Raw genomic sequence first — 26,148 nt, 5'->3', positions numbered from 1 at the left:
ACGGCCTGATACGTAGTAGATTCTTAACAGCTAAAGGAAGACTGGCAATTATCTGTGCTTATTTTGGGATTACGAAATTTAGTTTGTTTTCTGATTTATGACCGCGATCTGGTTTTTAAAAATAAATAAAATAGCTATATCATTGATATGTCATTGAAACGAAGGTGGGGAGGCCGTTGATAATATTCAGTTGTGCGATCTGGCGCACGTTTGTGGATTCTCTCAATCGCGGTGTGAAATAACGTAATTGAGGAAAGCAAAACATGAATTCTATATTGGCTTATGACTTGTTATCCGCCGCATCCCTGAATATGGAGTTCATTATGCAAACCTATTTCGATCAACTCGATCGCGTACGTTATGAAGGCCCAAAAACCACCAACCCGCTCGCGTTCCGTCACTATAACCCGGACGAGATGGTGCTGGGCAAGCGCATGGAAGAGCATCTGCGGTTTGCCGCCTGCTACTGGCACACCTTCTGCTGGAACGGGGCAGATATGTTTGGCGTGGGCTCCTTCAATCGTCCGTGGCAGCAGCCGGGCGACGCGCTGGAAATGGCGAAACGTAAAGCCGATGTCGCCTTTGAGTTTTTCCATAAGCTGAATGTGCCGTACTACTGCTTCCATGATGTGGATGTCTCTCCGGAAGGGGCATCGTTGAAGGAGTATCTGGACAATTTTGCCCGGATGGTTGACGTACTGGCGGCGAAGCAAGAACAGAGCGGCGTGAAGCTGCTGTGGGGGACGGCAAACTGCTTTACCAACCCGCGTTACGGCGCAGGGGCGGCGACCAATCCGGATCCGGAGGTTTTCAGCTGGGCGGCGACTCAGGTAGTGACCGCCATGAATGCCACACACAAACTGGGCGGGGAAAACTATGTCCTGTGGGGCGGCCGCGAAGGCTACGAAACCCTGCTCAATACCGATCTGCGCCAGGAGCGTGAGCAAATTGGCCGCTTTATGCAGCTGGTGGTGGAGCACAAACATAAAATCGGCTTCCAGGGCACGCTGCTGATTGAGCCAAAACCGCAGGAGCCGACCAAACATCAGTACGATTATGACGCCTCTACCGTCTATGGTTTCCTCAAGCAGTTTGGTCTCGAAAAAGAGATCAAACTGAATATCGAAGCGAACCATGCGACCCTGGCCGGACACTCTTTCCACCATGAGATTGCGACCGCCATTGCGCTGGGTCTGTTCGGCTCCGTGGATGCCAACCGCGGCGACCCGCAGTTGGGCTGGGATACCGATCAGTTCCCGAACAGCGTGGAAGAGAATGCCCTGGTGATGTATGAAATTCTTAAAGCAGGTGGCTTTACCACCGGCGGCCTGAATTTTGATGCCAAAGTTCGTCGTCAGAGCACCGATAAATACGATCTGTTCTATGGTCATATTGGGGCGATGGATACGATGGCGCTGTCGCTGAAAGTGGCGGCCCGTATGATCGAAGAGGGCGAGCTGGATAAGCGGGTCGCGAAGCGCTATGCCGGCTGGAATGGCGACCTGGGGCAGCAAATCCTGAAAGGGCAGATGACGCTGACGGAGATTGCACAGTACGCGGCGCAGCATAATCTGGCTCCCCAGCATCAGAGCGGTCATCAGGAGCAGCTGGAAAACCTGGTTAACCATTATCTCTTTGATAAGTAATAAGGCTACCCGGCGCCGCCGGGTATGAGTGAGAGCACGCTTTCTTGCGCCACGGTTAGCCGTGGCGCACTGTTAAGGAGAGACCGTATGTACATCGGGATTGATTTGGGCACCTCGGGCGTCAAGGCCATTTTGCTCAATGAGCAAGGTGAGGTGCTGGCTTCGCACACTGCGCCCCTCACCGTATCGCGCCCACACCCGCTATGGTCCGAGCAAGACCCCGAGCACTGGTGGCAGGCGACGGACCGCGCAATGAAAGCGTTGGCTGAACAGCACGCGCTGCGCGATGTAAAAGCGGTGGGGATCGCCGGGCAGATGCACGGCGCAACATTGCTGGATAAACAACAACGCGTGCTGCGCCCGGCTATTTTGTGGAATGACGGCCGCAGCGGCGACGAGTGTGTCCAGCTGGAAAAAGCGGTAAGCCGCTCGCGGCAAATTGCCGGTAACCTGATGATGCCGGGGTTTACGGCGCCAAAATTGCTCTGGGTCCAGCACCATGAGCCTGATATCTTCCGCCAGGTGGATAAGGTGCTGTTGCCGAAAGATTATCTCCGCCTGCGCATGACCGGTGAATTTGCCAGCGATATGTCGGACGCCGCCGGGACGATGTGGCTGGATGTGGCCAAACGCGACTGGAGCGATGAGCTGCTCGCCGCTTGCGGCCTGAGCCGCGATAACATGCCGGCGTTATTTGAAGGCTGTGAAGTGACGGGAACGCTGCGTCCCGCTATTGCCCAGGCGTGGAATATGCCGCAGGCGCTGGTGGTCGCTGGCGGCGGCGATAACGCTGCCGGTGCGGTAGGCGTCGGCATGGCGGATGCCGGGCAGGCGATGCTGTCCCTGGGAACCTCCGGGGTCTATTTTGCCGTCAGCAACGGGTTTCTCAGCAAACCGGAAAGCGCTGTACACAGCTTTTGCCACGCCCTGCCGGGACGCTGGCATTTGATGTCGGTGATGTTGAGCGCCGCTTCCTGCCTCGACTGGGCGGCAAAACTGACCGGCCTCGGCACGGTTCCTGCGCTGCTGGCGGCGGCGGAATCGGCGCGTGAAAATGCCGATCCCATCTGGTTTTTGCCCTATCTTTCCGGCGAGCGCACGCCGCATAACAACCCTCATGCTAAAGGCGTCTTTTTTGGCCTGACGCATCAGCACGGCCCGGCAGAACTGGCGCGTGCGGTACTGGAAGGGGTGGGTTACGCATTAGCCGATGGGATGGATGTGGTGCATGCCTGCGGCGTGACGCCGGAGAGCATCACTCTGATTGGCGGCGGCGCGCGCAGCGCCTGGTGGCGGCAGATGCTGGCTGATATCAGTGGCCAGCAGCTGGATTACCGTACCGGTGGCGACGTTGGGCCTGCGCTTGGGGCCGCCCGGTTAGCGCAGCTGGCGCAGCATAAAGAGGCGGCTTTTTCAGATCTGCTGCCGCAGCTGCCGCTGGAACAGGCCCATCGACCGGATGCCGGGCGTGTTGCTCACTATGCGCCGCGCCGCGAAACGTTCCGCCAGATTTATCAGCAGCTTCTGCCTCTGATGTCGTCATAAACATCCGCCCCGAATGGGGCGGGTTAACTTTTACGCCGCGCTAGCTGACCAGGCGTCGGCTATCCAGGCGCTGCACCAGCGTCGACAGCAGCAGGCTGCCCCCCAACGCTGCGCCGAATATCCAGAAGATATCCAGCAGCGGCCAGCGCGTCAGCTCCAGCCCGCTGGCCCGTAACGCATGAATAATCAGGGCATGAAATCCGTAGATCCCCAGCGAATGGCGCGCAATCAGCGTCAGGGCAGGGACCGGGCGTGTGTTAAGGGTATTCTTCACCAGCGTGAGCAGGGTTATCGCGCAGACAAACACCGCCGGGCCGCAATACAAGTACCAGGTATCGCCGAAGTCGCCGCGCCACTTCAGCTCGTGCAATGTCCCGCGGGAAATAATCCACACTGCGGTAGCGAAAAGCGCGGCGCACAGCAGCGTGAGCCACTTTTTATCGGTATCCATCATGCCGATCGCCCGCCCCAGCACGCCATACAGAACATAGTAAAACGTATCGCCGTTGATATAGAGATTGAGCGGTAGCCATTCGATGCCGCCAGCCTTGACCGACACCATGTTGGGGTTGGCCAGAAGACCAATTACCAGCATCAGAATCAACAGCATCTTGCCGCTGACCTGCTTAACCTGCAGCAACGGCGAGAGCAGGTAAATGACGATAATCGCGAAGAAAAACCACAGATGGTAGAACACCGGCTTTTGCAGCAAATGTTTCAGCGACAGCACCACATTGATATGGGTGAACAGCGTGATGTAGAGCAGGGACAGGGCGCTGTAAAACGCCACGCACAGTACGATCCGCAGAAAATGTCGCGGTTGGGCGCTGCGCTCACCGAAAAACAGATAGCCGGACATCATGAAAAACAGCGGGACGCTGACGCGAGAAGCCGAATTAAGCAGGTTGGCGATATCCCAGTCCAGCAAGCTGATGGAGTGAGGGTGGGTGATATACCAGGTTGTGCTGTGAATCATCACCACCATCAGGCATGCGATGCCGCGCAAACTTGTTATCCAGTTTATTTTTTCCTGCATCGATACCTCAGTTGCTCCTTCTTAAAGAGGGTCTGACTCCTCCTGACCGGCCATATCGCAATGGAAAATTCCGAGTTTATCGCGACGCTCTTGTAGAGATGCGGAGAGATTCGCACAATGCCCCGGTAATTTCACGTAACCTGCACGATAACAATTTGCTAACAAGGCGGTTGAGGAAAATAGTGATGAAATATTTCTTTTCTGGACTGTTATTGCTCCTGCTGGCGGGCTGCAGCCAACAGCCGCCTCAGCCGGTACAGAAAGCGCAACGTGCCCGGATTACGCCGCAAATTACCCTGAACATGGAGCAACTGTGCAAGGATCAGGCGGCAAAACGCTACAGCACGGGGCCCCGTATGGTGGACGTCAGCCACTTCGAGCAGTTCCAGGGGAGCTACGAGCTGTCGGGTCTGACATCGCAGAATGAGCGCTTTATCTGTTCTTTCGATCCAGATGGTCAGTTTTTACATCTTTCTATGCGCTAAATCGGCCCCTGATGCCGCGTGATGGCGTTAATTTCGGCAATTTTATTTAAACAGCGCCGTTTCGTACTGTATATCTCGCAGCCAGCGGGTATACTGATCCCTTCCTTTAAATCCACACGTATCCAGCACGAAATAATATGCAAAAGTTTGATACCAGGACCTTCCAGGGCCTGATCCTGACCTTACAGGATTACTGGGCTCGTCAGGGCTGCACCATTGTTCAACCACTGGACATGGAAGTTGGCGCCGGCACCTCTCATCCAATGACCTGTCTGCGTGCGCTGGGGCCTGAGCCGATGGCGACTGCCTATGTTCAGCCTTCCCGTCGCCCGACTGACGGCCGCTACGGCGAAAACCCGAACCGCTTACAGCACTACTATCAGTTCCAGGTGGTCATTAAGCCATCGCCGGACAACATTCAGGAGCTGTACCTCGGGTCTTTGAAAGAGCTGGGTATGGATCCGACGATTCACGACATCCGCTTCGTGGAAGACAACTGGGAAAACCCGACGCTGGGTGCCTGGGGTCTGGGCTGGGAAGTGTGGCTGAACGGGATGGAAGTGACGCAGTTCACCTACTTCCAGCAGGTCGGCGGTCTGGAGTGTAAGCCGGTGACCGGCGAGATCACCTACGGTCTGGAACGACTGGCGATGTACATTCAGGGCGTTGACAGCGTTTACGACCTGGTCTGGAGCGACGGTCCGCTGGGTAAAACCACCTACGGCGACGTGTTCCATCAGAACGAAGTGGAGCAGTCTACCTATAACTTTGAATACGCAGACGTCGACTTCCTGTTCTCCTGCTTCGAGCAGTATGAGAAAGAAGCGCAGCAGCTGCTGGCGCTGGAAAACCCGCTGCCGCTGCCTGCCTACGAGCGCATTCTGAAAGCCGCCCACAGCTTCAACCTGCTGGACGCGCGTAAAGCCATCTCCGTCACCGAGCGTCAGCGCTACATTCTGCGCATTCGCACCCTGACCAAAGCCGTGGCAGAAGCGTACTACGCTTCCCGTGAAGCCCTGGGCTTCCCGATGTGCAACAAGAATAAATAAGAGGCGGCCATGTCTGAAAAAACTTTCCTGGTGGAAATCGGCACCGAAGAGCTGCCACCAAAAGCCCTGCGCAGCCTGGCGGAATCTTTTGCTGCGAACTTTACCGCGGAGCTGGATAACGCTGGCCTCGCTCACGGCAACGTCGAGTGGTTCGCTGCTCCGCGCCGTCTGGCGCTGAAAGTCGCTAACCTGGCGGCGGCGCAGCCCGATCGCGAAGTAGAAAAACGCGGCCCGGCGGTTTCTGCCGCGTTCGACGCGGAAGGCAAACCGAGCAAAGCGGCCGAAGGCTGGGCGCGCGGCTGCGGCATCACCGTTGACCAGGCCGAGCGCATGGTCACCGACAAAGGCGAATGGCTGCTGTATCGCGCCCATGTCAAAGGCGAAAGCGCAGAAGCGCTGTTGCCGAACATGGTGGCCACGTCCCTGGCAAAACTGCCGATCCCGAAACTGATGCGCTGGGGCGCCTCCGACGTGCAGTTCGTGCGTCCGGTTCACACCGTGACCCTGCTGCTTGGCGATAAAGTCATCCCGGCAACCATTCTGGGCATTGCCTCCGATCGCGTGATTCGCGGCCATCGCTTTATGGGCGAGCCGGAATTCACCATCGATAACGCCGACCAGTACCCGCAAATTCTGCTGGAGCGCGGCAAAGTTATTGCTGACTACGAGCAGCGTAAAGCCAAAATTAAAGCCGATGCCGAAGAAGCGGCGCGCAAAATTGGCGGCAACGCCGATCTGAGCGAAAGCCTGCTGGAAGAAGTGGCCTCTCTGGTTGAATGGCCGGTAGTGCTGACCGCGAAATTCGAAGAGAAATTCCTCGCGGTGCCGGCAGAAGCGCTGGTCTACACCATGAAGGGTGACCAGAAGTACTTCCCGGTCTACGGCAACGACGGCAAACTGCTGCCGAACTTTATTTTCGTTACCAACATCGAGTCGAAAGATCCGCTGCAGATTATCTCCGGGAACGAAAAAGTGGTGCGCCCGCGTCTGGCGGATGCCGAGTTCTTCTTCAACACCGACCGTAAAAAGCGTCTGGAAGATCATCTGCCGCGTCTGCAAACCGTGCTGTTCCAGCAGCAGCTGGGTACGCTGCGCGACAAGACTGACCGTATTCAGGCGCTGGCGGGCTGGATTGCTGGTCAAATTGGCGCTGACGTTAACCACGCAACGCGTGCGGGCCTGCTTTCCAAGTGTGACCTGATGACCAACATGGTGTTCGAGTTTACCGACACCCAGGGCATCATGGGCATGCACTATGCGCGTCACGATGGTGAAGCCGAAGATGTTGCGGTGGCGCTGAACGAGCAGTATCAGCCGCGCTTTGCCGGTGACGATCTGCCGTCCAACCCGGTGGCCTGTGCCGTAGCGATTGCCGATAAGATGGATACCCTCGCGGGCATCTTCGGCATCGGTCAGCATCCGAAGGGCGATAAAGACCCGTTTGCGCTGCGTCGTGCCGCGCTCGGCGTACTGCGCATCATCGTTGAGAAGAACCTGAACCTGGACCTGCAAACGCTGACCGAAGAAGCGGCGCGTCTGTATGGTGATAAGCTGACTAACGCCAACGTAGTTGATGACGTCATTGACTTCATGCTTGGTCGCTTCCGCGCCTGGTATCAGGATGAAGGCTACACGGTCGACACCATCCAGGCGGTACTGGCACGTCGTCCGACTCGTCCGGCGGATTTCGACGCGCGCATGAAAGCGGTGTCTCACTTCCGCACTCTGGAAGAAGCGGCCGCGCTGGCAGCTGCCAACAAGCGCGTATCTAATATCCTGGCGAAATCCGAAGAGACGTTGAATGATGCCGTTCACGCCTCCGTGCTAAAAGAAGCCGCAGAGATCAAGCTGGCGACCCATCTGGTCGTGCTGCGCGACAAACTGCAGCCGTTCTTCGCCGAAGGCCGTTATCAGGAAGCGCTGATCGAACTGGCTTCCCTGCGCGAACCGGTAGATGAGTTCTTCGAAAACGTGATGGTGAATGCGGAAGATAAAGAAGTCCGTATCAACCGTCTGACGCTGCTGTCGAAACTGCGTGACCTGTTCCTGCAGGTGGCGGATATTTCCCTGCTGCAATAATCGCCTGTTTTGCATAACAAAAAACCTGCCCCAGGGCAGGTTTTTTTATGGCGGTAGGCGACTCTCTCGCCCCCCTGACGCTTTTCGGCGGCCAGATTTACTGCAAATTCCCCGCGGTCAGACTCTCTTTATCAAAAGCGTGGCTGACGTTAATACGGTTCTGATGCACTGAGGTATCCATACTGGAACCGGCTTCTGGTTGCGCGGGACGCTGCTCTGCGGCGATGGCGCCGGATGACAATGAAGCGGCCAGAAACAGGGCAGCGATCACGCTGAGATTTTTCATTTTATCTTCCTTTTCATCGTGTTGTCGTTGTCGCCTGTCTGGTTAACCACCGGCGGCCCGGCAAGAGCAGATTACGTTATTTGGTCAGTTCGGCGGTCATGTGCACGCGGTTGTTGAACTGGGCGCTGGTAATTTTATAAGAGGCACCTTGTTCTGCGGCCTGGGCGGCAATTTTTGCTTCAGCGCGATCCAGCGTGGAGGCGGTGGCGCTGACGCTCTGTGCGAATGCACCGAAAGACATCAGAGAAAGGGCAGAAACTGCAACGAAAGTTTTGATGGATTTCATGGTCGTATTCCTTAAGTGTTTTTGTTTGGTATAGAGCGTTGTTGCTCTGATGTGATAAATAATAGGACGATTATCGATCGATTAAAATTGGAACAATTTGCGCATCTCATTCAAAAAAACAGAATGAAAATTAAGCGTGGGAAACGGGGTGATTTCGAGGCCGTTTGACGTTCCTGCTGCGGGAGAGCCGCGCAACCCGAACGCATTTGCTGAAAAAATAATCTTGAAATGAAGGGGTGAGTATGGCTATCCTGTGCCCCGACGAATCCCTCGTCTCACAGAGAGCACACTGAAAATGGATAAACACACCTGCTGAATTCGGTCCTTGCTGGCGCACTGCGTCTGTAGGGGAAGTATGAATTTCATTCAGGAGTGCTTATGGCCCATTGTGCCCAATCCCCCTCTTTTATTTTGCATCAGGTCACCTGTCAGTTTGCGACGGGAGAAACGCTTTTTGGCCCGTTGAATATCTCGCTGGAAAATTCCCTCTGTGGCCTGGTCGGACGGAATGGCGTCGGGAAAACCCGCCTTCTGCGCCTGCTGGCCGGTATCGATGCGCCTTCTGGTGGCCATATCGAACGGCCTGTTTCTCTGGCCTGTGTTGCTCAGCAGCAGACGATAACCCCGCAGACCACGCTGGACGCACTGCTGGGCTACGGACCACACTTTGCTGCCTTGCAGCGCCTCGGGCGCGGTGAGGCTCTGGCTGACGATGTCGATTGCCTCGAAGGTTTCTGGGATCTCCCGGATCGCCTGAGCGCAGGTTTCCGCCAGGCCGGTTTAGCGGATTTCGATCCTGACCGACCCGCATCATCATTGAGCGGCGGGGAGCGGGTGAAGGCTCTGCTGTGCGGCGCCTTTCTCTCCGCGGCCGATTACCTGCTGCTGGATGAGCCAACCAATCACCTCGACAGGCAGGGGCGCGACTGGCTGTATCACCAGCTTGAATGCTGGTCCGGCGGAGCGTTGATAGCCAGCCACGATCGCGCGCTGTTGGCCCGCATGTCGCGCATACTCGAACTGACGCCCGGTGCGTTGCGAAGCTACGGCGGTAACTATGCCGATTACCAACAGCAGCGCGATGCGGAGCAGCAGGCGGCGCGCGCGGCGTTAGACCATGCCGCTACCGAGCGTCGTCGCACGCGTGCGCGGATGCAAAAAGAACACGATGCCAGCCAGAGACGTTCTGCTCAGACGCTGCGCGTGGTGGATACGCTGAATATCGCCTCTTTTGAACGGGTAAAATATAAAGGGGCGGCGAAGGAGCGGCCTGGCGCACTGCATCGCCAGCACCGGGAGCAAAATAGTGCGCTAAATGCCGCGGTGGTTCAGGCCCGTGAGCGGGTGGAGGAGGACGCTGCGGTGATGTTCACTCTGCCGGGAAGCCAGGTTGCCGCTGGCAAACAGGTGTTGGTCCTCGAGGCTTTGCAGCTGGCATTCTCTGCCATGCCGCCACTCGACTGGCGTCTTGACGGGCCGCTGCGCGTGGCGTTGCGTGGCCCCAACGGCTGTGGGAAAACCACGCTGCTGAAAACGTTGATCGGTCTGGAATCGCCGCTATCCGGCGAGTGTCGGATGTCGGTGCATGCGGCCTGGCTGGATCAGCATCTCACGCAGCTGGACCTGTCGCTGTCGGTCATGGCGCACCTGAATCTTGATGATACCCCGCTGGAGGCGGGGGTATTACGCAGCCGTCTTGCCCGGCTGCAGCTGGGCGCGGATAAAATTAATCTGCCGCTGTCGGCTTTAAGCGGCGGCGAACGGCTTAAAGCCGCGCTGGCCTGCGTGCTGTGGCGGCGTGAAGCGGCGCAGCTTCTGCTGCTGGATGAGCCGACAAATCATCTTGATTTGGCTTCCGTTCGGGCCATTGAGTCGGCTTTAGCCACCTTTCCTGGCGCGATGATTGTCGTCTCTCATGATGAGGATTTTCTGCGCGGACTGCGGCTGACCCACTCTCTGACGTGGCAGGAGAATGGCTGGCATTTCTCAGCGCTTTGAAGACAAAAAACCGCCCTCTGATGAGCGGCGGTTCTTTATTATCAGATAAAAAAAATCCCCGCCGCGAGGCAGGGATCTTAAATTCTGAGCTTAATTTAAGCTTACAGGCTGGTTACGTTGCCAGCTGCCGGGCCTTTAGCGCCGCTTTCGATGGTGAAGGAAACTTTCTGACCTTCATCCAGAGATTTGTAGCCATCGTTCATGATAGCGGAAAAGTGTACGAATACATCTTTAGAACCGTCATCAGGAGTGATGAAGCCGAAGCCTTTGTCAGCGTTGAACCATTTTACGATACCAGTCATTTTACCGGACATAGCGAAATACCTTTAAATAATAAATGAACCTTTCGGCGATACGGTCTGGACTACAGATTTGAAGCTATAAAGGGAAAGTTCACTACCGGGGTATCTATGATAACCGCTCAAGGACTACTCTATACTAATGCTCTGTGGTCTGTACATCAAACCTGCGAGCATTAACTCATTTTTGCGGTGCGATAGCAAACCTTTTTTCACAGAAATAAAAACGGTCCCGATACAGGACCGTAACCAGACCTGATTCTTATTATAGAACTTTAGTCGATAAGCTGCCTTGAAAGCTGTGGGTTTGCCTGAATCAGGCGCATTAATTTGAGCTCCGTGGATGACGGCTTCACCCGTCTCGACTCCCACTCTTGTACCATCGCCACGCTGACGCCCATGGCATTGGCAAAATCATCAATTTTCAGGCCAGTGCCTTTGCGAAGCTGTTCAAACTCGCTAAATGCGGTCTGCTTACGAGGCTGGGCGATCGTTTGAGAAATATCTTTAAAAACAATTTGTTCCAGGCTGCTAAGCAGTTCAAACACGGGATCTTTATATTCCATAGAGAACTCCTTCTGTCACACAGCAAAAGAGATATTTAGTGAAGCCTATTAAGAATAGTCAGAAAAAATGCAAAGAATAGTCACGGGAGTGATTATGTGCAGACAGCCTATCGTCTTAACGGGTATTCGGCGGTGAAAACGGCAGATAAGGTGATGATTAATCATCAGACGTGTCGCAATGGAAAACTTTTGTAAACGGCGAATAAATCCGCCAGGCCAGCGGTTGCCCGCTGGCCTGAGGGTCAGGCTTTTTGCATATTGTCGGCTTTCGTCTGCGCAGATATCGGCTGGCTCTTGCTGGTCTTATATTTCACCAGCAGCGCGATGGCGGATAAAAACGCCGGGATCGACAACAAGGTAAAGATGGTCACGAAGGAGAGCTGCGCCTGCATCAGGAAGGCTCCGCTGAAGGCGCCAAGGATCCCGCCAAACCGGCCGATACCCAGCATCCAGGCAACGCCGGTCGCCCGGCCCTGGGTGGGATAAAATCCGGCCGCCAGGGCCGGCATGGATGATTGCGCGCCGTTCATAATGCTGCCGGCAATAAAGACCATCACGCCCATTAACACCAGGTTGTTGGTTGAGAAGCCGACCAGAAAGACGAACACGCCGGTCAACAGCCAGCCTACGGCGACCACTTTATTGGGGTTAATTTTGTCCATCAGGGCGCCGAGGATCAGCACCCCGATGCCGCCGCCCAGCGGGAACAGCGCGGTGATAATCGACGCCTGGCTCATTGACGCGCCGGTTTCGCGAATCAGCAGCGGAAGCCAACTGGTCAATAAATAGAAAATCAGCAGCCCCAGAAAGTAGGTCATGCACAGCATCACGGTACCGACGAGATAACGGGGGGAGAAAATAACCGCAAGGGCCGATTTGTCTTTCACCTGTCCGGCTTCGCGCAGCTCGAATTCAACCTGTTCAGGCAGCGGGGCAATACGACGCAGAATGGTGGCAATACGCTGCGATGGCTGGCGCTTGACCACCAGATAGCGCGCCGATTCCGGCAGTAAGAACACCAGCGCGACGGCAAGCAGCAGAGGCATCACGCCGCCCAGTATCAGCACGCTTTGCCAGCCGTAATGCGGAATCATCCAGGCCGAGAGGAAGCCACCCAGCGAAGATCCCATCGGGAACCCGACGAACATCAGATTGACCAGCAAAGCGCGACGGCGTTCCGGCGCATACTCGCTCATCAGCGTGGCTGCGTTTGGCATGGCGGCGCCCAGCCCGAGGCCGGTCAGAAAACGCAGCAGCGTCAGTTGATTCAGGCTGGTGGCGAAGGCGGTCAACAGACTAAAGCTACCGAAAACCACAATCGACATCAGCAGAACTTTTTTTCGCCCAATGCGGTCGGCCAACGGGCCTGCGGTCAGCGCACCTACCGCCAGACCGACGAGCGCAGCGCTCATCACCGGGCCTAACGCAGATTTTTCCACGCCCCATTCCTGCACCAGGTCGGAGGCAATAAAACCGATGATGGCGGTATCAAACCCGTCCATCGCGACGGTGATAAAACACAGGGCCAGAATCATCCACTGGTACTTCGTAAACGGATGTTCGTTGATAAAAGCCTGAATATCGATAGTTGTCTTATTCATACAGCATTCCTGGCAGCCGGAGCGGGGGACGGAGCCGGGCGATTACCGCCTCCCTCGCTGTCGTTAATGTGATTTGTGCGATAATCGAACGTATCGCCGTTAATCGCTCATTTATCAAATCACTGAACCTGGCTTCAGGCAACGCAGTCGGCCCAGGAAGCGTGCGATTATCGTTCGCTTTCACGGGTTTGCCCCACAATAATGATTTTATTTATAATAAAATCAAATTGTTATTGGTCATTTTTCTCGGCCGGGTTATGGCGTTAATTGTGATGGGCTTAACAGACGCTCGCGGTCGCCCGTCAAACGCCGCCAACGGTGTTTTTCCTGCGTAAGATTGTCAGGAAAGAGTATCCTGCAAGGCCGACCTGGACTATCCTTGTCAGCGTCTGGCACGTGTGTGTCTGTGTGCGCTTTTTTTGGCTGAAAGGAGTAAAAAAATGGCGACAGGAAAGTCCTGCTCTCGCTGGTTTGCGGCTATTGCGGCCTTATTAATGGTGGTTAGCCTGAGTGGGTGTTTTGATAAAGAAGGCGATCAGCGCAAAGCGTTTATCGACTTCCTGCAAAATACGGCAATGCGTAGCGGCGAACGTCTGCCGACGCTGACTGCCGATCAGAAAAAACAGTTCGGTCCTTTTGTTTCCGATTACGCGGTGATTTACGGCTATTCACAGCAGGTAAGTCAGGCGATGGATGCAGGTCTGCGTCCGGTCGTAGACAGCGTGAATGCGATTCGCGTCCCGCAGGATTATGTGACTCAGCGTGAACCGCTGCGCCAGGCAAACGGCGCGCTGGGCGTGCTGAGCCAGCAGCTGGAAAATGCGAAAATGCAGGCCGATGGCGCACATAGCGCGCTGAAGCAGAGTGACGATCTGAAACCGGTCTTTGACCAGGTTTACAACAAAGTCGTGACCGCACCGGCAAACGCCCTGCAGCCGCTGATTCCTGCCGCGCAGGTCTTTACTCAGCAACTGGTGCAGGTGGGTGATTTTATCGCTCAGCAAAATACTCAGGTGAGCTTCGTGGCAAACGGGATTCAGTTCCCGACCTCGCAGCAGGCCAGCCAGTACAACGCGCTGATTGGCCCGCTGGCTGCCCAGCATCAGGCTTTCAACCAGGCGTGGACGGCGGCAGTTAACGCAACGCGTTAACCGGTTCGTCAACCCGGGTCAGGCGTTGACCTCGACCCGGGTTACTTCAGCTTACCTTCACTTCACCTGCGGATTGACGCAGTTCTTTTCGACCTGACCATTCAGTGCATCAATCAAATTATCGACCGCACAAGCCGCCATATTGTAGCGGGTCTCATGAGTGGCAGAACCGATATGCGGCAGCGCGACGACGTTCGGCAGAGTGAGCAGCGGCGACTCTTTCGCCAGTGGCTCCTGCTCGAAAACGTCCAGACCGGCCGCGTGGATTTGGCCCTTCTGCAAGGCTGAGATCAGCGCCTTTTCATCGACCACCGGGCCGCGCCCTGCATTAATAAAGATGGCGGAAGGCTTCATTTTCGCGAATTTTTCCGCGTTGAACAGGTGATGAGTCTCGGCGGTCAGCGGCAGGATCAGACAGACAAAGTCGGCTTCCTGCAGCAGCGTATCCAGATCGCAGTAACGCGCGTTAAAGCGCTCTTCCGCCTGCGGGTGACGGCTGCGGGCGTTATACAGAATCGGCATGCCAAAACCGGCGTGCGCGCGCTGCGCCAGGGCCATCCCGATACGGCCCATGCCCACGATCCCCAGCGTTTTATGGTGCACATCGCTGCCGAACCAGTCCGGGCCGATGCTTTTCGTCCACTCCCCGGCTTTCACCCGGTTGGCGACTTCCACCACCCGACGGGATGTGCTGAGCACCAGCGCCATCACCGTATCGGCAACGGTTTCAGTCAGCACGGTCGGCGTATGCATCAGCAGCACCTTGCGCGCATTCAGCGCCTCAACGTCGAAGTTGTCATAGCCGACGGAGATCGTGGAGGTCGCACGAAGCCTGGGCATTTTCTCCAGTAACGCGGCATCAACTTTTTCGCTCGACCCCAGCAGACCTTCCGCCTGGGCAAAGGCTTCCGCGTGCTGCTGGACGGTGTCAGGGCTCAGGTTTTTCACCTGAGTGACGGTAAAGTGTTTTTCCAGACGTTGCTGCAGGTCGTCGGGAAGCGTTTTATAGAGAATAACGGACGGCTTCATGCGGATCTCCGTAAGTAGTAAAGGTCAGGCGTGACGAGCGCCGATGGGGAGCTTTTGATTGTTAGCAGGCTTAACAATTAAAGTAAGCCATACCGAGGCGAAAAGCGCCACTCCCATGAAAATGTATGAGGCTGATGGACTGCCGGTGGTGCCGTTCAGGTAGCCCACGAACCACGAACCAAAGAATGAACCTAAGGCCCCCATGCTGTTGATGAGCGCCATTGCGCCACCGGCGACGTTACGCGGCAGCATTTCCGGAATGATGGCGAAAAACGGACCGTAAGGGGCGTACATTGCCGCACCGGCAATCACCAGCAGGGTATAAGAGGCCCAGAAATGGTTAGCGCCGACGGCCCATGAGCCAATAAAAGCCAGTCCGCCAATCAGCAGCAGCGGCCAGACGAACAGTTTACGGTTCTGCATTTTATCGGAAGCCCAGGAGACGACGATCATCGCAATAGTCGCGGCCAGATAAGGCACCGAAGAGAGCCAGCCGACTTCCACCATCCCCATATTGACGCCGCCGCTGCGAATAATTGACGGCAACCACAGCACAAAACCGTACACGCCGATACTCCAGGCAAAATACTGCATGCACAGCAGAATGACGTTGCGTGAGCGGAAGGCTTCACCGTAGTTACGCACGGCTTTAATACCCTGCTGCTCGCTCTCCAGCTGCGCCTGCAGCGCGGCTTTCTCGTTTTCCGACAACCAGTTCACCTGCGACGGTTTATCTTTGACCAGCACCCACCAGCAGAAGGCCCAGAGGACGGCCGGGACGCCTTCAATAATAAACATTTCACGCCAGCCGAAGGACTGAATCAGGTAGCCGGAGACCACCGACATCCACAGTACCGTGACCGGGTTGCCGAGGATTAAGAAGGTGTTGGCGCGTGAACGTTCTGATTTGGTAAACCAGTTACTGATGTAAATCAGCATCGCCGGCATGACCGCCGCTTCCACGACGCCGAGAATAAAACGGATCGCCGCCAGCGCTGGAATATTGTGCACCATCCCGGTCAGCGAGGCGCAGGCGCCCCACAGGATCAGACAGATGAAAATCAGCTTCCGTACGCTACGGCGTTCCGCGTAAATCGCCCCCGGGATCTGGAAGAAGAAATAGCCGAGGAAGAAAAGTGCGCCAAGAAGCGACGAGATGCCTTTGGTAATGCCTAAATCTTCCGTAATGCCCGCTGCCGAAGCAAAGCTGAAGTTTGCGCGGTCGAGATACGCCAGGCTATACGTGATAAACACGATAGGCATGATGTACCACCAGCGTTTCGTTGCATTGGTAGAGCTGTTCATAGGCTTGCCTCTAAAGTTGAGGTTCATGACGCCGCCGCCGTATGTAGGGTACAGAGGAGGCCGTGATTATGACGCCGGTCCGGGCTATTCGCCCAGCGCCTCGCGTGTGGGTAATCCTTCGCTGTCGCCCTGGACCTGAATGGCCAGCGCACCAATTTTGTTGCCGCGGCCTATCGCCTGCTGCAGCGTTCTGCCCTCCAGCAGAGCGCTAATCACGCCGACTGCAAAACCATCGCCGGCGCCCACGGTATCCACGACGTTATCGACTTTGATGGCGGCGACTGCGCCCTGTTCGCCCGCGGCGGTTTTGAACCAGGCGCCGTCGCCGCCGGTTTTAATGATCACGGCCTGAACGCCGCGCGTGAGATAGAAATCGGCAATCCCCTCCGGGGTCCGTTGGCCGGTAAGGATCATGCCTTCTTTGAGACCCGGCAGAACCCAGTCGGCCTGAAACGCCAGCTGATTGAGTTTTTCCACCATCTCGGCTTCGCTTTTCCACAGCACCGGGCGCAGATTCGGATCGAACGAGATCGTCTTCCCCTGGGCCTTCATCGTAGTGGCCGCCTGCTCCAGCAGGGCGTATGAACTCTCCGACAGCGCAGCGGCCACGCCGCTGAGGTGCAGGTGGCGAGCGCTGGTGAAATATTCGGCGCGAAAGTCCTCGGGCGACAGATGGCTGGCGGCAGAACCCTTGCGGAAGTACTCCACAATGGGATCGGTTCCATTTTCGACTTTAGATTTCATCTGGAAGCCGGTTGCATAGCGGCTGTCTTCGCTGACGCCGCGCGCATCAATCCCTTCTTTGGCCAGCGAATGAAGCACAAAACGGCCGAAGCTGTCTTTGCCTACGCGGCTAACCCAGCCGACTTTCAGCCCCAGGCGAGCCAGGCCGGTGGCGACATTCAGCTCTGCGCCGGCTACCCGTTTCATAAAGTGTTCTACTTCGGCCAGGTCGCCGGTTTCCGTCGCGACAAACATCGCCATCGCCTCTCCGATGGTGATGACATCTAATGCATTTTCCATGGCTTACTCCTCGCGTAACAAATTCACATAGCGACGGGTCACGGCCGTCAGATCGTGGCCCACCAGCGGAAATTCGATACCGCGCGGGGCATCGGCAGGCAGGTTGTCGAGCAGCGCCAGCCAGCGTGCCGGAGCTTCGTCTGGCGGGACGGCGCGAAAGTGCGCATGATGCGGCTCTGCGGCTTTGACATGGATATAGCTGACGGCGGGGGCCAGATGACGTGCGGCCTCTTCCGGCGAATCGCCGACCCACAGCCAGTTACCCATATCGAAGGTTAACGTAACCGGCAGCTGGTTCACCCGACAGGAGGCTTTAAAGCGCTGCATTGGCGCCAGCTGGCCGCAGTCGGTCTGGTCGTTTTCCACCACCAGCGCCATGCCGCTCTCCTGCAGGATGCGGCGCAGCGATTCCAGTTCGTTGTTATGGGTAAAATGGCCGAGCGACAGTTTTAACCACAGGGCGTTGAGGGTCTGCGCTTCGCGTAACAGCGCCGGCAGACGCGGGTTAAGGGCGCCATTCGCTTCAAACAGCGCTTCCGGCGCAGAGTAGCAGGCCAGCAGGTTGTGGCGTTCAATGGTGGCGGCCAGCGCCGGCAGCTGATTGAGCTCGTCAGCGCTGAATAACTCACGGCGGATTTCCACGCCGTCGGCGCCGGATCCGGCGATAAACGGCAGTACGGCGGACTGCCCGCCAAGTTCTTTAATGCAATCATGACCATAGGCGGCGGTCACGACAATAATTTTTCTGGCCATCTGACAAACTCCCGGTAGCGCTGTAGCAAATCACTCTATTACGCTAGATGGTACCGGTTCCAAAGGAAAGGAGAGGATGTCTAATTTATGATCACCATCACGAAGGAGGGCTATCGGGAGGTCGATCCCCGCACGATCAGTTCACCGGAGAAGACCCGCTCGCAGATGGGGTCGTTAGTGCCTTCAATCCGGCGCACCACCTGCTCAACCGCGGCATAGCCAATCTGCCACGTGGGCTGTTTGAGCGTGGTAATACCCACGCCCGCCAGCTCCGCCCACTCCAGCTCGTCGAAGCCGAGCAGGCCGATGTCGCTGCCCCAAACCAGGTCGATTCGCTTGAGCGCGCGCGCAACCTGTAGCGTCAGGGCGCCGTTGGCGGAAATCAGCGCCTTGCGCATGCCGCGATGGCGGGAGTGAAACTGACGCAGCACCGTATCGAGCATGGCGCCGTCGTTCAGCGGAACTTCAGCGTTTTCTGCGACGATGCCGGCGTAGCGCTGGAGGGTGGCGCGAAACGCGCTCAGGCGTTCGCGACGGGTGTTGACCGAACCGAGCGGCTCGCTCAGGAACAGCAGGGCTTCAAACCCTTTCTCCACCAGATGTTCTGTGGCGGTCGTCGCGGCCTGAGTGTTGTCCAGACCGACGACATCGCAGGCGAAGTCCGGAATCTTGCGGTCAATGAGTACCATCGGTAGCGCCGACTGCTGCAGGCGATTCAGCCCCTCTTCGCGCATCCCAACGGCGTTGACCACGATCCCCTCTACCTGGTAGCTGCGCAGCAGGTCGAGATAGTGCAGCTCCTGGTCGAGCTCGTTATTGGTATTACACACCAGCAGAGTAAAGCCCTTTTCGCGACAGGCCGCTTCGATGCCGCTGAGGACATTGACCGAGTAAGGGTTGGTGATATCGGCGATGATCAGGCCAATCAGCCGGGTACGACCATGTTTCAGGCCACGGGCCATCAGGCTGGGACGGTAGTTAAGTTCGGCAATCGCTTTTTCAATGCGCGCCAGCAGGTCATCGGAAAGCAGGTGCTTTTCGCCATTGAGGTAGCGTGAAATGCTGGTTTTTCCGGTCTTTGCGGCTTTCGCCACATCGCTAATGGTTGCTCGCGCCGCTTTCGCCATGATGGCTTCCTTTGCTGAAATCTGGAGAACACCTTAGCGCGAAAATCCGCTATATCAAGCATTTTGCCCGGCAAGTGGCGCTTACCGGGCGAAGGATACGGTGGTCGGGGTCGACCGCCGGACTTACTGGAGCGGGCTGAGGGTGATTTCTACGCGACGGTTTTGCGCTTTCCCTTCCGCCGTGGTGTTGCTGGCGATGGGGTTTGCCGGGCCCATGCCGCTGGTACGAATACGGTTTGCCGCCACGCCCTGGGTGATGAGGGCGCTGGCAACGCTGTCGGCGCGCTGCTGCGACAGGCGCATATTCAGATCCTGACCGCCGGTGCTGTCGGTGTAACCTACGACGTTAACCGCGGTTTTCTCATACTCTTTCAGCACCATGGCCACGCCGGTGAGGGTGTTTGCCCCGGCCGGTTTCAGGTTGGCACTGCTGCTGTCAAAGGTGACGTTATTTGGCATATTCAGCACGATGTTATCGCCATTTCGCGTCACGGTGACGCCCGTTCCCTGCATTTTCTCGCGCAGTTTTGCTTCCTGCACATCCATGTAATAACCGATGCCGCCGCCCAGCGCCGCCCCGGCCGCTGCGCCAATCAGCGCGCCTTTGCCGCGATCTTTTTTCGACGAGGAGAGTGCGCCGACGCCCGCGCCGACCAGCGAACCGATCCCGGCGCCGATGCCGGATTTCCCCGCTTCGCGTTCGCCGGTATACGGGTTAGTGGTACAGCCAGAAATCGCCAGGGTGCCGCTCACCACAGCCGCAATCATGAGTACGCGTTTTTTCATGTTATTTCCTTAATCCTTTTTATTCGTTGTCACAGCGCGCGTGACGGTTGATTATGACGTCCAATTACGTAGAAAATTCCCCGTACCGGCTCTCTTTTTGTAAATAACATTGAACGGTCAGTATCACAGACCGTCACAACACCTGCATTCGCTGACCAGGAGCTCGCTTTGCCAACCTCATCTGCAACCAAAACCATCTTAACCGCGGCTCACTGGGGGCCTATGCTGGTTGAAACGGATGGTGAAAATGTCCTCTCTTCCCGCGGTGCGCTGGAGACCTCTTTCGCCAACTCCTTGCAAACCGCCGTGCGTGAGCAGGTCCACAGCAAAACCCGCGTCCGCTATCCGATGGTACGTAAAGGTTTCCTTGCTTCGCCGGAGAGCCCGCAGGGCGTACGCGGCCAGGACGAGTTTGTGCGGGTGAGCTGGCAGGAGGCATTGGATCTTATCCACGCACAGCATCGGCGGATTCGGGAAAACCACGGCCCGGCAGCGATTTTTGCCGGTTCCTACGGCTGGCGCTCTAACGGCGTGCTCCACAAGGCGGCGACGTTGCTGCAGCGCTACATGAGCCTCGCAGGCGGATATACCGGACATCTGGGGGATTATTCCACCGGCGCGGCGCAGGCGATCATGCCCTATGTGGTTGGCGGCAATGAGGTTTATCAGCAGCAGACCAGTTGGCCGATGGTACTGGAACATAGCGATGTGGTGGTGCTCTGGAGCGCCAACCCGCTGAATACGCTAAAAATTGCCTGGAACGCTTCCGATGAGCAGGGGATCCCGTGGTTCGATCGGTTGCGCAAAAGTGGGAAGCGGGTGATCTGTATCGATCCGATGCGATCGGAAACGGCGGAATTCTTTGGTGAGGTGGGCGAATGGATCGCTCCGCATATGGGTACGGATGTCGCGATGATGCTCGGCATTGCCCATACGCTGGTGGAGAACGGCTGGCAGGACGATGCGTTTCTCGCCCGCTGTACCAGCGGCTATGACGTTTTTGCCCGCTATCTGACCGGTGAAAGCGATGGCACGCCGAAAACCGCAGAGTGGGCGGCGGAGATATGCGGCGTTAGCGCGGAGAAGATCCGCGAACTGGCCGCGCTATTCCATGACAATACCACCATGCTGATGTCCGGTTGGGGGATGCAGCGCCAGCAGTTTGGCGAGCAAAAACACTGGATGCTGGTGACACTTGCCGCGATGCTGGGGCAGATTGGTACTCCCGGCGGCGGTTTTGGCCTTTCCTACCACTTTGCCAACGGCGGTAACCCGACCCGTCGGGCGGCGGTACTGGCTTCGATGCAAGGCTGTGTGGCGGGCGGTACCGAGGCGGTCGAAAAAATACCGGTGGCGCGCATTGTGGAAGCGCTGGAAAATCCCGGTGCGCCGTATCAACACAACGGAATGGACCGGCATTTTCCGGATATTCGCTTCGTCTGGTGGTGTGGCGGCGCGAACTTTACCCATCATCAGGATACCAACCGCTTGATTCGGGCCTGGCAGAAGCCGGAGCTTATCGTCATTTCGGAGTGCTTCTGGACCGCTGCCGCCCGCCATGCCGATATTGTCCTGCCGGCGACAACTTCGTTTGAACGTCACGATATGACCATGACCGGCGATTACAGTAACCAGCACCTGGTGCCGATGAAGCGCGTGGTTGCGCCGCGCGATGAAGCCCGGGATGATTTTGACGTCTTTGCCGATCTCAGCGAGCGCTGGGAAGAGGGAGGGCGCGCGCGTTTTACCGAAGGGAAAACCGATCTACAGTGGCTGGAGTCCTTCTATCAGATTGCCGCGCAACGCGGGGCGAGCCAGCAGGTGACGCTGCCGCCATTTGACCAGTTCTGGCAGGCTAACCAGCTGATAGAAATGCCGGAAAACCCGGAAAATGCCCGTTTTGCCCGCTTCGCGGCATTTCGTGCCGATCCGCAGGCCAATCCGCTGAAAACCGCGAGCGGCAAAATTGAAATTCACTCTCCAACGATTGCCGGTTTTGCCTACTCCGACTGTCCACCGCACCCAATGTGGCTGGAACCGGACGAGTGGCACGGCAATGCCCGGCCTGGCCAGCTGCAGGTGCTGTCCGCTCATCCGGCGCATCGTCTGCACAGCCAGCTGAACCACACGTCGCTGCGCGAAAAGTACGCTGTCGCCGGTCGTGAGCCATTAACTCTTCATCCGCTGGACGCGCAGGCGCGCAATATTGCCGACGGCGATGTCGTGCGGGTGTGGAACGCGCGCGGCCAGGTGCTGGCCGGCGCCGTGGTGACGGAAGGTATTCGTCCAGGGGTTATCTGTTTACACGAAGGGGCCTGGCCTGATATCGACCCGCAGGCCGGTATCTGCAAAAACGGCGCGGTGAATGTTCTGACCAAAGATATTCCGACCTCGCGGCTGGGCAACGGCTGCGCCGGGAATACGGCGCTGGCGTGGCTGGAAAAATATGACGGCCCGGCGCTGACGCTTACGGCGTTTGATCCGCCGGCCAATGCATAATCCAGGTCGGTTGTAGCGTATCGTCCTGCCATGCGCAGTCTTCTATCCGGAAGCCTTGCGCATGGTAGAAATTCACCGCCTGAACGTTTTTCTGGTAAACCTCGAGACTGAGCCAGCGGTAATGCTGTTTGACCTCGTTCAGCAGCGCGCTGCCGATGCCGCGGCGGATAGCGTCCGGCGCGACAAACAGCGCACCGATAAAGCGGGACTCCATCACGCTGACAAAACCCTTGATCGTCGCGCTCTCTTCCCACACCCAGGTGCTGGCGGCAGGCAGGTAGACATCGCGTACGACGGCGACACTCTCGTGCCAGTATGTTTCGTCGATAAAGGGATGGGCATGAATCGTGCTTTCCAGCCACAGCGTGAGCAGCGGGCGGGTCTCTTTAGCGTCCCACTTGCGGATCATCATCGCCTCCCGGGTGACAGAAACAGCTCGTCACATGATCGTTGACCAGTCCGCAGGCCTGCATAAAGGAGTAGCAGATGGTGGAGCCGACAAACTTAAAACCGCGCTTTTTCAGCGCCCTGGAGAGGGCGTCGGAAGCCGGTGTGGTGGTGGGGATCTCCGCCAGCGTGGCGGCATGGGAAATCTGTGGCTGATTGTCGACGAAAGACCAGACAAAGTCGGTAAACGATTCGCCGCTCTCTTCCATGGTCAGGAAGGCGCGGGCGTTGCCAATAATGGCCTGAATTTTCCCACGATGGCGAATAATTCCGGCGTCCTGGAGCAGGCGTTCAATATCGGTCTCATTCATGGCGGCAACGCGGACCGGATCGAACTGATGAAAGGCCTGGCGGTAATTTTCCCGCTTTTTCAGCACCGTAATCCACGACAGACCGGCCTGCTGGCCCTCAAGGCAGATCATTTCGAACAGTTTGCGGGCATCTCTTTGCGCAACGCCCCACTCGTTATCATGGTACTGAATATAAAGCGGGTCCTGGCTTACCCAACCGCAACGCTGCATGTCTCTCTCCCTTTAGCAATAAAACTTACGCGTTCGCCTTGACGGCTGAAAGATAAAGATAATAGTTAATACAGGGATACCACTCTCAAATATACCCGCCATTATTCAGGTTGCATGTGCATTGGCTGCATTCGTTCGCCCAATCACATTATTCAAGGTATTCAGGGAAGCCCGTCCCATAAAAACACAGCAATAATGCCGGTTTGGCTCTTTTCTGGAGTCGCATTAATGATAATAAAGAAATGCAATGGCCTTCGGGGGATTATGCTCCCGGCGTGTGCCGTCGTCTGGGTCTCGTTTATCAGTGGCGCGAATGCCTGGCAACAGGAATATATCGCTATCGATACCAAAAGTAACACCCCTGAACGCTATACGTGGGATAGCGATCACCAACCCCGCTATGAAGATATTCTGGCGGAGCGTATGAATGCGTCCGGCGATCTTCCCGGTATTGCGCTGAATCAGGCGGTGGCGCCGCCGGATGGCGGCCGCGGGATGAGCGTGGGATGGAATTTTACGCTGGCCAACGGCGTCACTTCCGGCCCGGTGGCGAGTTTGCGTAGCGAGGTGATATCGACCGCCCCCGCGCGCCGCGCGTCAGACAACCCCTATGTGAATACGCTTGGCTGGCGTATGGATTATCAGGCGCTATGGGGCGTCCATCCGTGGGCGCAGGTGAGCTACAACCAGCCGCTCTCTTCGGATCTGATTGGCCCTAATCGCGGGCAGGATGGCGCCTGGCGCGATGTCACCTTCGGGGCGGATATGGCTCTCAATTCACACCTTGCCGCCTGGGCGGCATTATCGCAGGCGGAGAATACGCCAACGGGAGCCAACTATCTCTATGTGATGGGAGTGAGCGCTAACTTTTAGCCTTTATTTAGCATGCGTGAAACGTTCTTGTTACTTAAAAAACACAGTAATGGCGCATTGTTGTAAGATAGTAGTCACTAACTTATTTCTGCTGCTGTCATGCGCCTGCCTTTTTCAATGTCATTCATTCCGGCTCACATGCATTTCATTCCTTGCTGATGGCATTTCATGCCTTTTTTACCCTGGCGTTCAGGCGGCTTCGCTATTGTGGCGGCAGTTAATTATTCAGGATATCTGCTATGAACGCTGCAAACAGTCAATATACCCGCTGGCTTACGCTGGCCGGCACGATCGTTACACAATTCGCGCTGGGATCGGTTTATACATGGAGTTTGTTCAACAGTTCCCTTTCCGCAAAACTGGACGAACCGGTAAGCCAGGTGGCTTTCTCCTTCGGTCTGTTAAGCCTCGGTCTGGCGCTATCCTCTTCCGTCGCCGGTAAACTGCAGGAACGCTTTGGCGTCAGGCGCGTCACGATGGCGTCCGGTGTTCTGCTGGGGCTCGGCTTTTTCCTTACCGCCCACGCCAACAGCCTGATGATGCTCTGGCTGAGCGCAGGCCTGTTGGTGGGGCTGGCGGATGGCGCGGGCTATCTGCTGACGCTCTCCAACTGCGTGAAGTGGTTCCCGGAGCGTAAAGGGCTGATTTCCGCCTTTTCCATTGGTTCCTATGGCCTCGGTAGCCTCGGGTTCAAATTTATTGATAGCCATCTGCTGGCCACCGTCGGGCTGGAGAAAACCTTTATTATCTGGGGCGCCATTGTCCTGGTGATGATTGTCTTCGGCGCAACCTTAATGAAAGATGCGCCGAATCATACCGCCGCCTCGCATAATGGCGTGGTGGAGAATGACTTCACGCTGGCCGAGTCGATGCGTAAACCGCAGTACTGGATGCTCGCCGTGATGTTCCTGACGGCCTGCATGAGCGGCCTGTATGTTATTGGCGTAGCGAAAGATATCGCTCAAGGGATGGTGCATCTGGATGTCGCGACGGCGGCGAATGCGGTCACCGTTATCTCTATCGCCAACCTGAGCGGACGTCTGGTGCTGGGGATTCTGTCGGATAAAATTTCCCGTATCCGCGTCATTACTATCGGCCAGGTCGTTTCACTGGTCGGCATGGCTGCGCTGCTGTTCGCGCCGCTGAACGCGATAACCTTCTTTGCCGCGATTGCCTGCGTCGCCTTTAACTTCGGCGGAACGATTACCGTGTTCCCGTCGCTGGTCAGTGAATTTTTCGGTCTGAATAACCTGGCAAAAAACTACGGCGTCATCTATCTGGGCTTTGGTATCGGCAGCATCTGCGGCTCGCTGATTGCCTCGCTGTTCGGTGGGTTCTACGTGACCTTCTGCGTTATCTTTGCCCTGCTGATTCTCTCTCTGGCGCTTTCCACGACGATTCGCCAGCCGAAAGGTGAAGTTTACAGCGAAGCCCACGCCTGATACGCCATCTTCGCGGCGTCATACCGATATTCCTGAGCTATTTGTGCTTGTCCAACCAAATGTTTTGTAAATGTTTGGTTGGATCACACTCCCGCCTGGTACTTTTTCCTTTCTCTGTGGTCTACTTAGCGCGCTTTGTAGAGGTTTCTTATACTCTCCGTCCTTCAAACTGCCTTATTGTTGACTGCGCTCGTTCGCCTCAGTCACTTACTTGAGTAAGCTCCAGAGGATTCACGAGCCCGTCGCCGCAAGGCATCTCGAATGGGTTTGAGTAGTTAATCAACCTGAACGCACCCTATTAACCTGCCCGCTTATA

24 protein-coding genes are annotated in these 26,148 nt (G+C 56.5%); 10 read left to right on the top strand and 14 right to left on the bottom strand.

Annotated elements, in window-relative coordinates; genetic code table 11:
* The first annotated feature begins 323 nt into the window (after window positions 1–323).
* On the top strand, window positions 324–1,646 hold the full coding sequence (gene xylA / locus MC50_RS07385; protein WP_032690496.1) for a xylose isomerase: 1,323 nt from the start codon (window positions 324–326) through the stop codon (window positions 1,644–1,646).
* 87 nt (window positions 1,647–1,733) lie between these two features.
* Complete coding sequence (xylB, locus tag MC50_RS07380) at window positions 1,734–3,191, top strand: xylulokinase (protein WP_032690306.1); 1,458 nt, start codon at window positions 1,734–1,736, stop codon at window positions 3,189–3,191.
* Window positions 3,192–3,231: 40 nt separating this feature from the next.
* On the opposite strand, the gene MC50_RS07375 is transcribed toward xylB, so the two are convergent.
* Complete coding sequence (locus MC50_RS07375; RefSeq protein WP_064385309.1) at window positions 3,232–4,227, bottom strand: acyltransferase; 996 nt, start codon at window positions 4,225–4,227, stop codon at window positions 3,232–3,234.
* Between the two features lie 185 nt (window positions 4,228–4,412).
* On the opposite strand from MC50_RS07375, the gene MC50_RS07370 reads away from it, so the two are divergent.
* The 3 genes from MC50_RS07370 (at window position 4,413) to glyS (ending at window position 7,840) form a co-directional block, all read left to right on the top strand.
* Window positions 4,413–4,712, top strand: coding sequence for a YsaB family lipoprotein (locus MC50_RS07370; RefSeq protein ID WP_032690308.1), 300 nt, complete (start codon window positions 4,413–4,415; stop codon window positions 4,710–4,712).
* 137 nt (window positions 4,713–4,849) lie between these two features.
* Complete coding sequence (gene glyQ, locus MC50_RS07365) at window positions 4,850–5,761, top strand: glycine--tRNA ligase subunit alpha (RefSeq protein WP_004126458.1); 912 nt, start codon at window positions 4,850–4,852, stop codon at window positions 5,759–5,761.
* Between the two features lie 9 nt (window positions 5,762–5,770).
* Window positions 5,771–7,840: a glycine--tRNA ligase subunit beta gene (gene glyS / locus MC50_RS07360; RefSeq protein WP_047663572.1), complete on the top strand. Its 2,070-nt coding sequence runs from the start codon at window positions 5,771–5,773 to the stop codon at window positions 7,838–7,840.
* Window positions 7,841–7,937: 97 nt separating this feature from the next.
* On the opposite strand, the gene MC50_RS07355 is transcribed toward glyS, so the two are convergent.
* On the bottom strand, window positions 7,938–8,126 hold the full coding sequence (locus MC50_RS07355; RefSeq protein WP_046853345.1) for a hypothetical protein: 189 nt from the start codon (window positions 8,124–8,126) through the stop codon (window positions 7,938–7,940).
* 76 nt (window positions 8,127–8,202) lie between these two features.
* On the bottom strand, window positions 8,203–8,412 hold the full coding sequence (locus MC50_RS07350; protein ID WP_032690311.1) for a YdgH/BhsA/McbA-like domain containing protein: 210 nt from the start codon (window positions 8,410–8,412) through the stop codon (window positions 8,203–8,205).
* A 378-nt stretch (window positions 8,413–8,790) separates the two neighbouring features.
* Here MC50_RS07350 and MC50_RS07345 point away from each other — a divergent pair, with 378 nt between their 5' ends.
* Complete coding sequence (locus MC50_RS07345) at window positions 8,791–10,410, top strand: ABC-F family ATP-binding cassette domain-containing protein (protein ID WP_047663571.1); 1,620 nt, start codon at window positions 8,791–8,793, stop codon at window positions 10,408–10,410.
* A gap of 101 nt (window positions 10,411–10,511) precedes the next feature.
* On the opposite strand, the gene cspE is transcribed toward MC50_RS07345, so the two are convergent.
* The 3 genes from cspE to MC50_RS07330 form a co-directional block, all read right to left on the bottom strand.
* Window positions 10,512–10,724 (bottom strand): transcription antiterminator/RNA stability regulator CspE, encoded by a 213-nt coding sequence (cspE, locus tag MC50_RS07340; protein ID WP_004868803.1) that lies wholly within the window; start codon window positions 10,722–10,724, stop codon window positions 10,512–10,514.
* A 260-nt stretch (window positions 10,725–10,984) separates the two neighbouring features.
* Window positions 10,985–11,275 (bottom strand): HTH-type transcriptional regulator, encoded by a 291-nt coding sequence (locus MC50_RS07335; RefSeq protein ID WP_032690313.1) that lies wholly within the window; start codon window positions 11,273–11,275, stop codon window positions 10,985–10,987.
* A gap of 242 nt (window positions 11,276–11,517) precedes the next feature.
* The gene (locus tag MC50_RS07330; protein WP_032696980.1) at window positions 11,518–12,876 is read right to left on the bottom strand and encodes an MFS transporter; all 1,359 of its coding nucleotides are present in this window, start codon (window positions 12,874–12,876) and stop codon (window positions 11,518–11,520) included.
* A 440-nt stretch (window positions 12,877–13,316) separates the two neighbouring features.
* Here MC50_RS07330 and MC50_RS07320 point away from each other — a divergent pair, with 440 nt between their 5' ends.
* The gene (locus tag MC50_RS07320; protein ID WP_004868792.1) at window positions 13,317–14,027 is read left to right on the top strand and encodes a DUF3053 domain-containing protein; all 711 of its coding nucleotides are present in this window, start codon (window positions 13,317–13,319) and stop codon (window positions 14,025–14,027) included.
* 57 nt (window positions 14,028–14,084) lie between these two features.
* Here MC50_RS07320 and ghrB read toward each other — a convergent pair whose 3' ends face one another.
* The 6 genes from ghrB to MC50_RS07290 form a co-directional block, all read right to left on the bottom strand.
* A complete protein-coding gene (gene ghrB / locus MC50_RS07315) occupies window positions 14,085–15,056 on the bottom strand; it encodes a glyoxylate/hydroxypyruvate reductase GhrB (protein WP_004868790.1) in 972 nt (323 codons plus the stop codon).
* 24 nt (window positions 15,057–15,080) lie between these two features.
* Window positions 15,081–16,361, bottom strand: a complete 1,281-nt coding sequence (locus MC50_RS07310; protein ID WP_004868788.1) for an MFS transporter — start codon at window positions 16,359–16,361, stop codon at window positions 15,081–15,083.
* An 84-nt stretch (window positions 16,362–16,445) separates the two neighbouring features.
* Window positions 16,446–17,384: a sugar kinase gene (locus MC50_RS07305; RefSeq protein WP_032690315.1), complete on the bottom strand. Its 939-nt coding sequence runs from the start codon at window positions 17,382–17,384 to the stop codon at window positions 16,446–16,448.
* Window positions 17,385–17,387: 3 nt separating this feature from the next.
* The gene (locus tag MC50_RS07300) at window positions 17,388–18,137 is read right to left on the bottom strand and encodes a sugar phosphate isomerase/epimerase family protein (RefSeq protein WP_032696978.1); all 750 of its coding nucleotides are present in this window, start codon (window positions 18,135–18,137) and stop codon (window positions 17,388–17,390) included.
* Between the two features lie 110 nt (window positions 18,138–18,247).
* Window positions 18,248–19,264: a LacI family DNA-binding transcriptional regulator gene (locus tag MC50_RS07295; RefSeq protein ID WP_004868782.1), complete on the bottom strand. Its 1,017-nt coding sequence runs from the start codon at window positions 19,262–19,264 to the stop codon at window positions 18,248–18,250.
* A gap of 123 nt (window positions 19,265–19,387) precedes the next feature.
* Entirely contained in the window at window positions 19,388–20,050 is a 663-nt protein-coding gene (locus tag MC50_RS07290) for an OmpA family lipoprotein (protein ID WP_032696977.1), read from the bottom strand.
* A gap of 168 nt (window positions 20,051–20,218) precedes the next feature.
* Here MC50_RS07290 and MC50_RS07285 point away from each other — a divergent pair, with 168 nt between their 5' ends.
* On the top strand, window positions 20,219–22,549 hold the full coding sequence (locus MC50_RS07285; protein ID WP_047663569.1) for a molybdopterin guanine dinucleotide-containing S/N-oxide reductase: 2,331 nt from the start codon (window positions 20,219–20,221) through the stop codon (window positions 22,547–22,549).
* Here MC50_RS07285 and MC50_RS07280 read toward each other — a convergent pair.
* Window positions 22,518–22,958 carry an N-acetyltransferase gene (locus MC50_RS07280; RefSeq protein WP_032698579.1) on the bottom strand — a complete coding sequence of 147 codons (441 nt, stop codon included), beginning with the start codon at window positions 22,956–22,958 and terminating at the stop codon, window positions 22,518–22,520. The two genes, MC50_RS07285 and MC50_RS07280, sit on opposite strands and share 32 nt — an antisense overlap.
* Window positions 22,936–23,517 carry a DNA-3-methyladenine glycosylase I gene (gene tag / locus MC50_RS07275; protein ID WP_032690319.1) on the bottom strand — a complete coding sequence of 194 codons (582 nt, stop codon included), beginning with the start codon at window positions 23,515–23,517 and terminating at the stop codon, window positions 22,936–22,938. The genes MC50_RS07280 and tag overlap by 23 nt, the downstream gene beginning before the upstream one ends.
* Before the next feature lie 264 nt (window positions 23,518–23,781).
* Here tag and MC50_RS07270 point away from each other — a divergent pair, with 264 nt between their 5' ends.
* Window positions 23,782–24,390, top strand: coding sequence for an autotransporter outer membrane beta-barrel domain-containing protein (locus tag MC50_RS07270; RefSeq protein WP_162180060.1), 609 nt, complete (start codon window positions 23,782–23,784; stop codon window positions 24,388–24,390).
* Window positions 24,391–24,629: 239 nt separating this feature from the next.
* On the top strand, window positions 24,630–25,832 hold the full coding sequence (locus MC50_RS07265) for an L-lactate MFS transporter (RefSeq protein WP_032696974.1): 1,203 nt from the start codon (window positions 24,630–24,632) through the stop codon (window positions 25,830–25,832).
* Window positions 25,833–26,148 lie beyond the last annotated feature (316 nt).

Origin of the sequence: Klebsiella planticola, from assembly GCF_000783935.2 — a bacterium.
Taxonomy (GTDB): domain Bacteria; phylum Pseudomonadota; class Gammaproteobacteria; order Enterobacterales; family Enterobacteriaceae; genus Klebsiella; species Klebsiella planticola.
The sequence above is the reverse complement of the archived record's forward strand: the minus strand, read 5'-3'. Positions and strand labels throughout refer to the sequence as shown.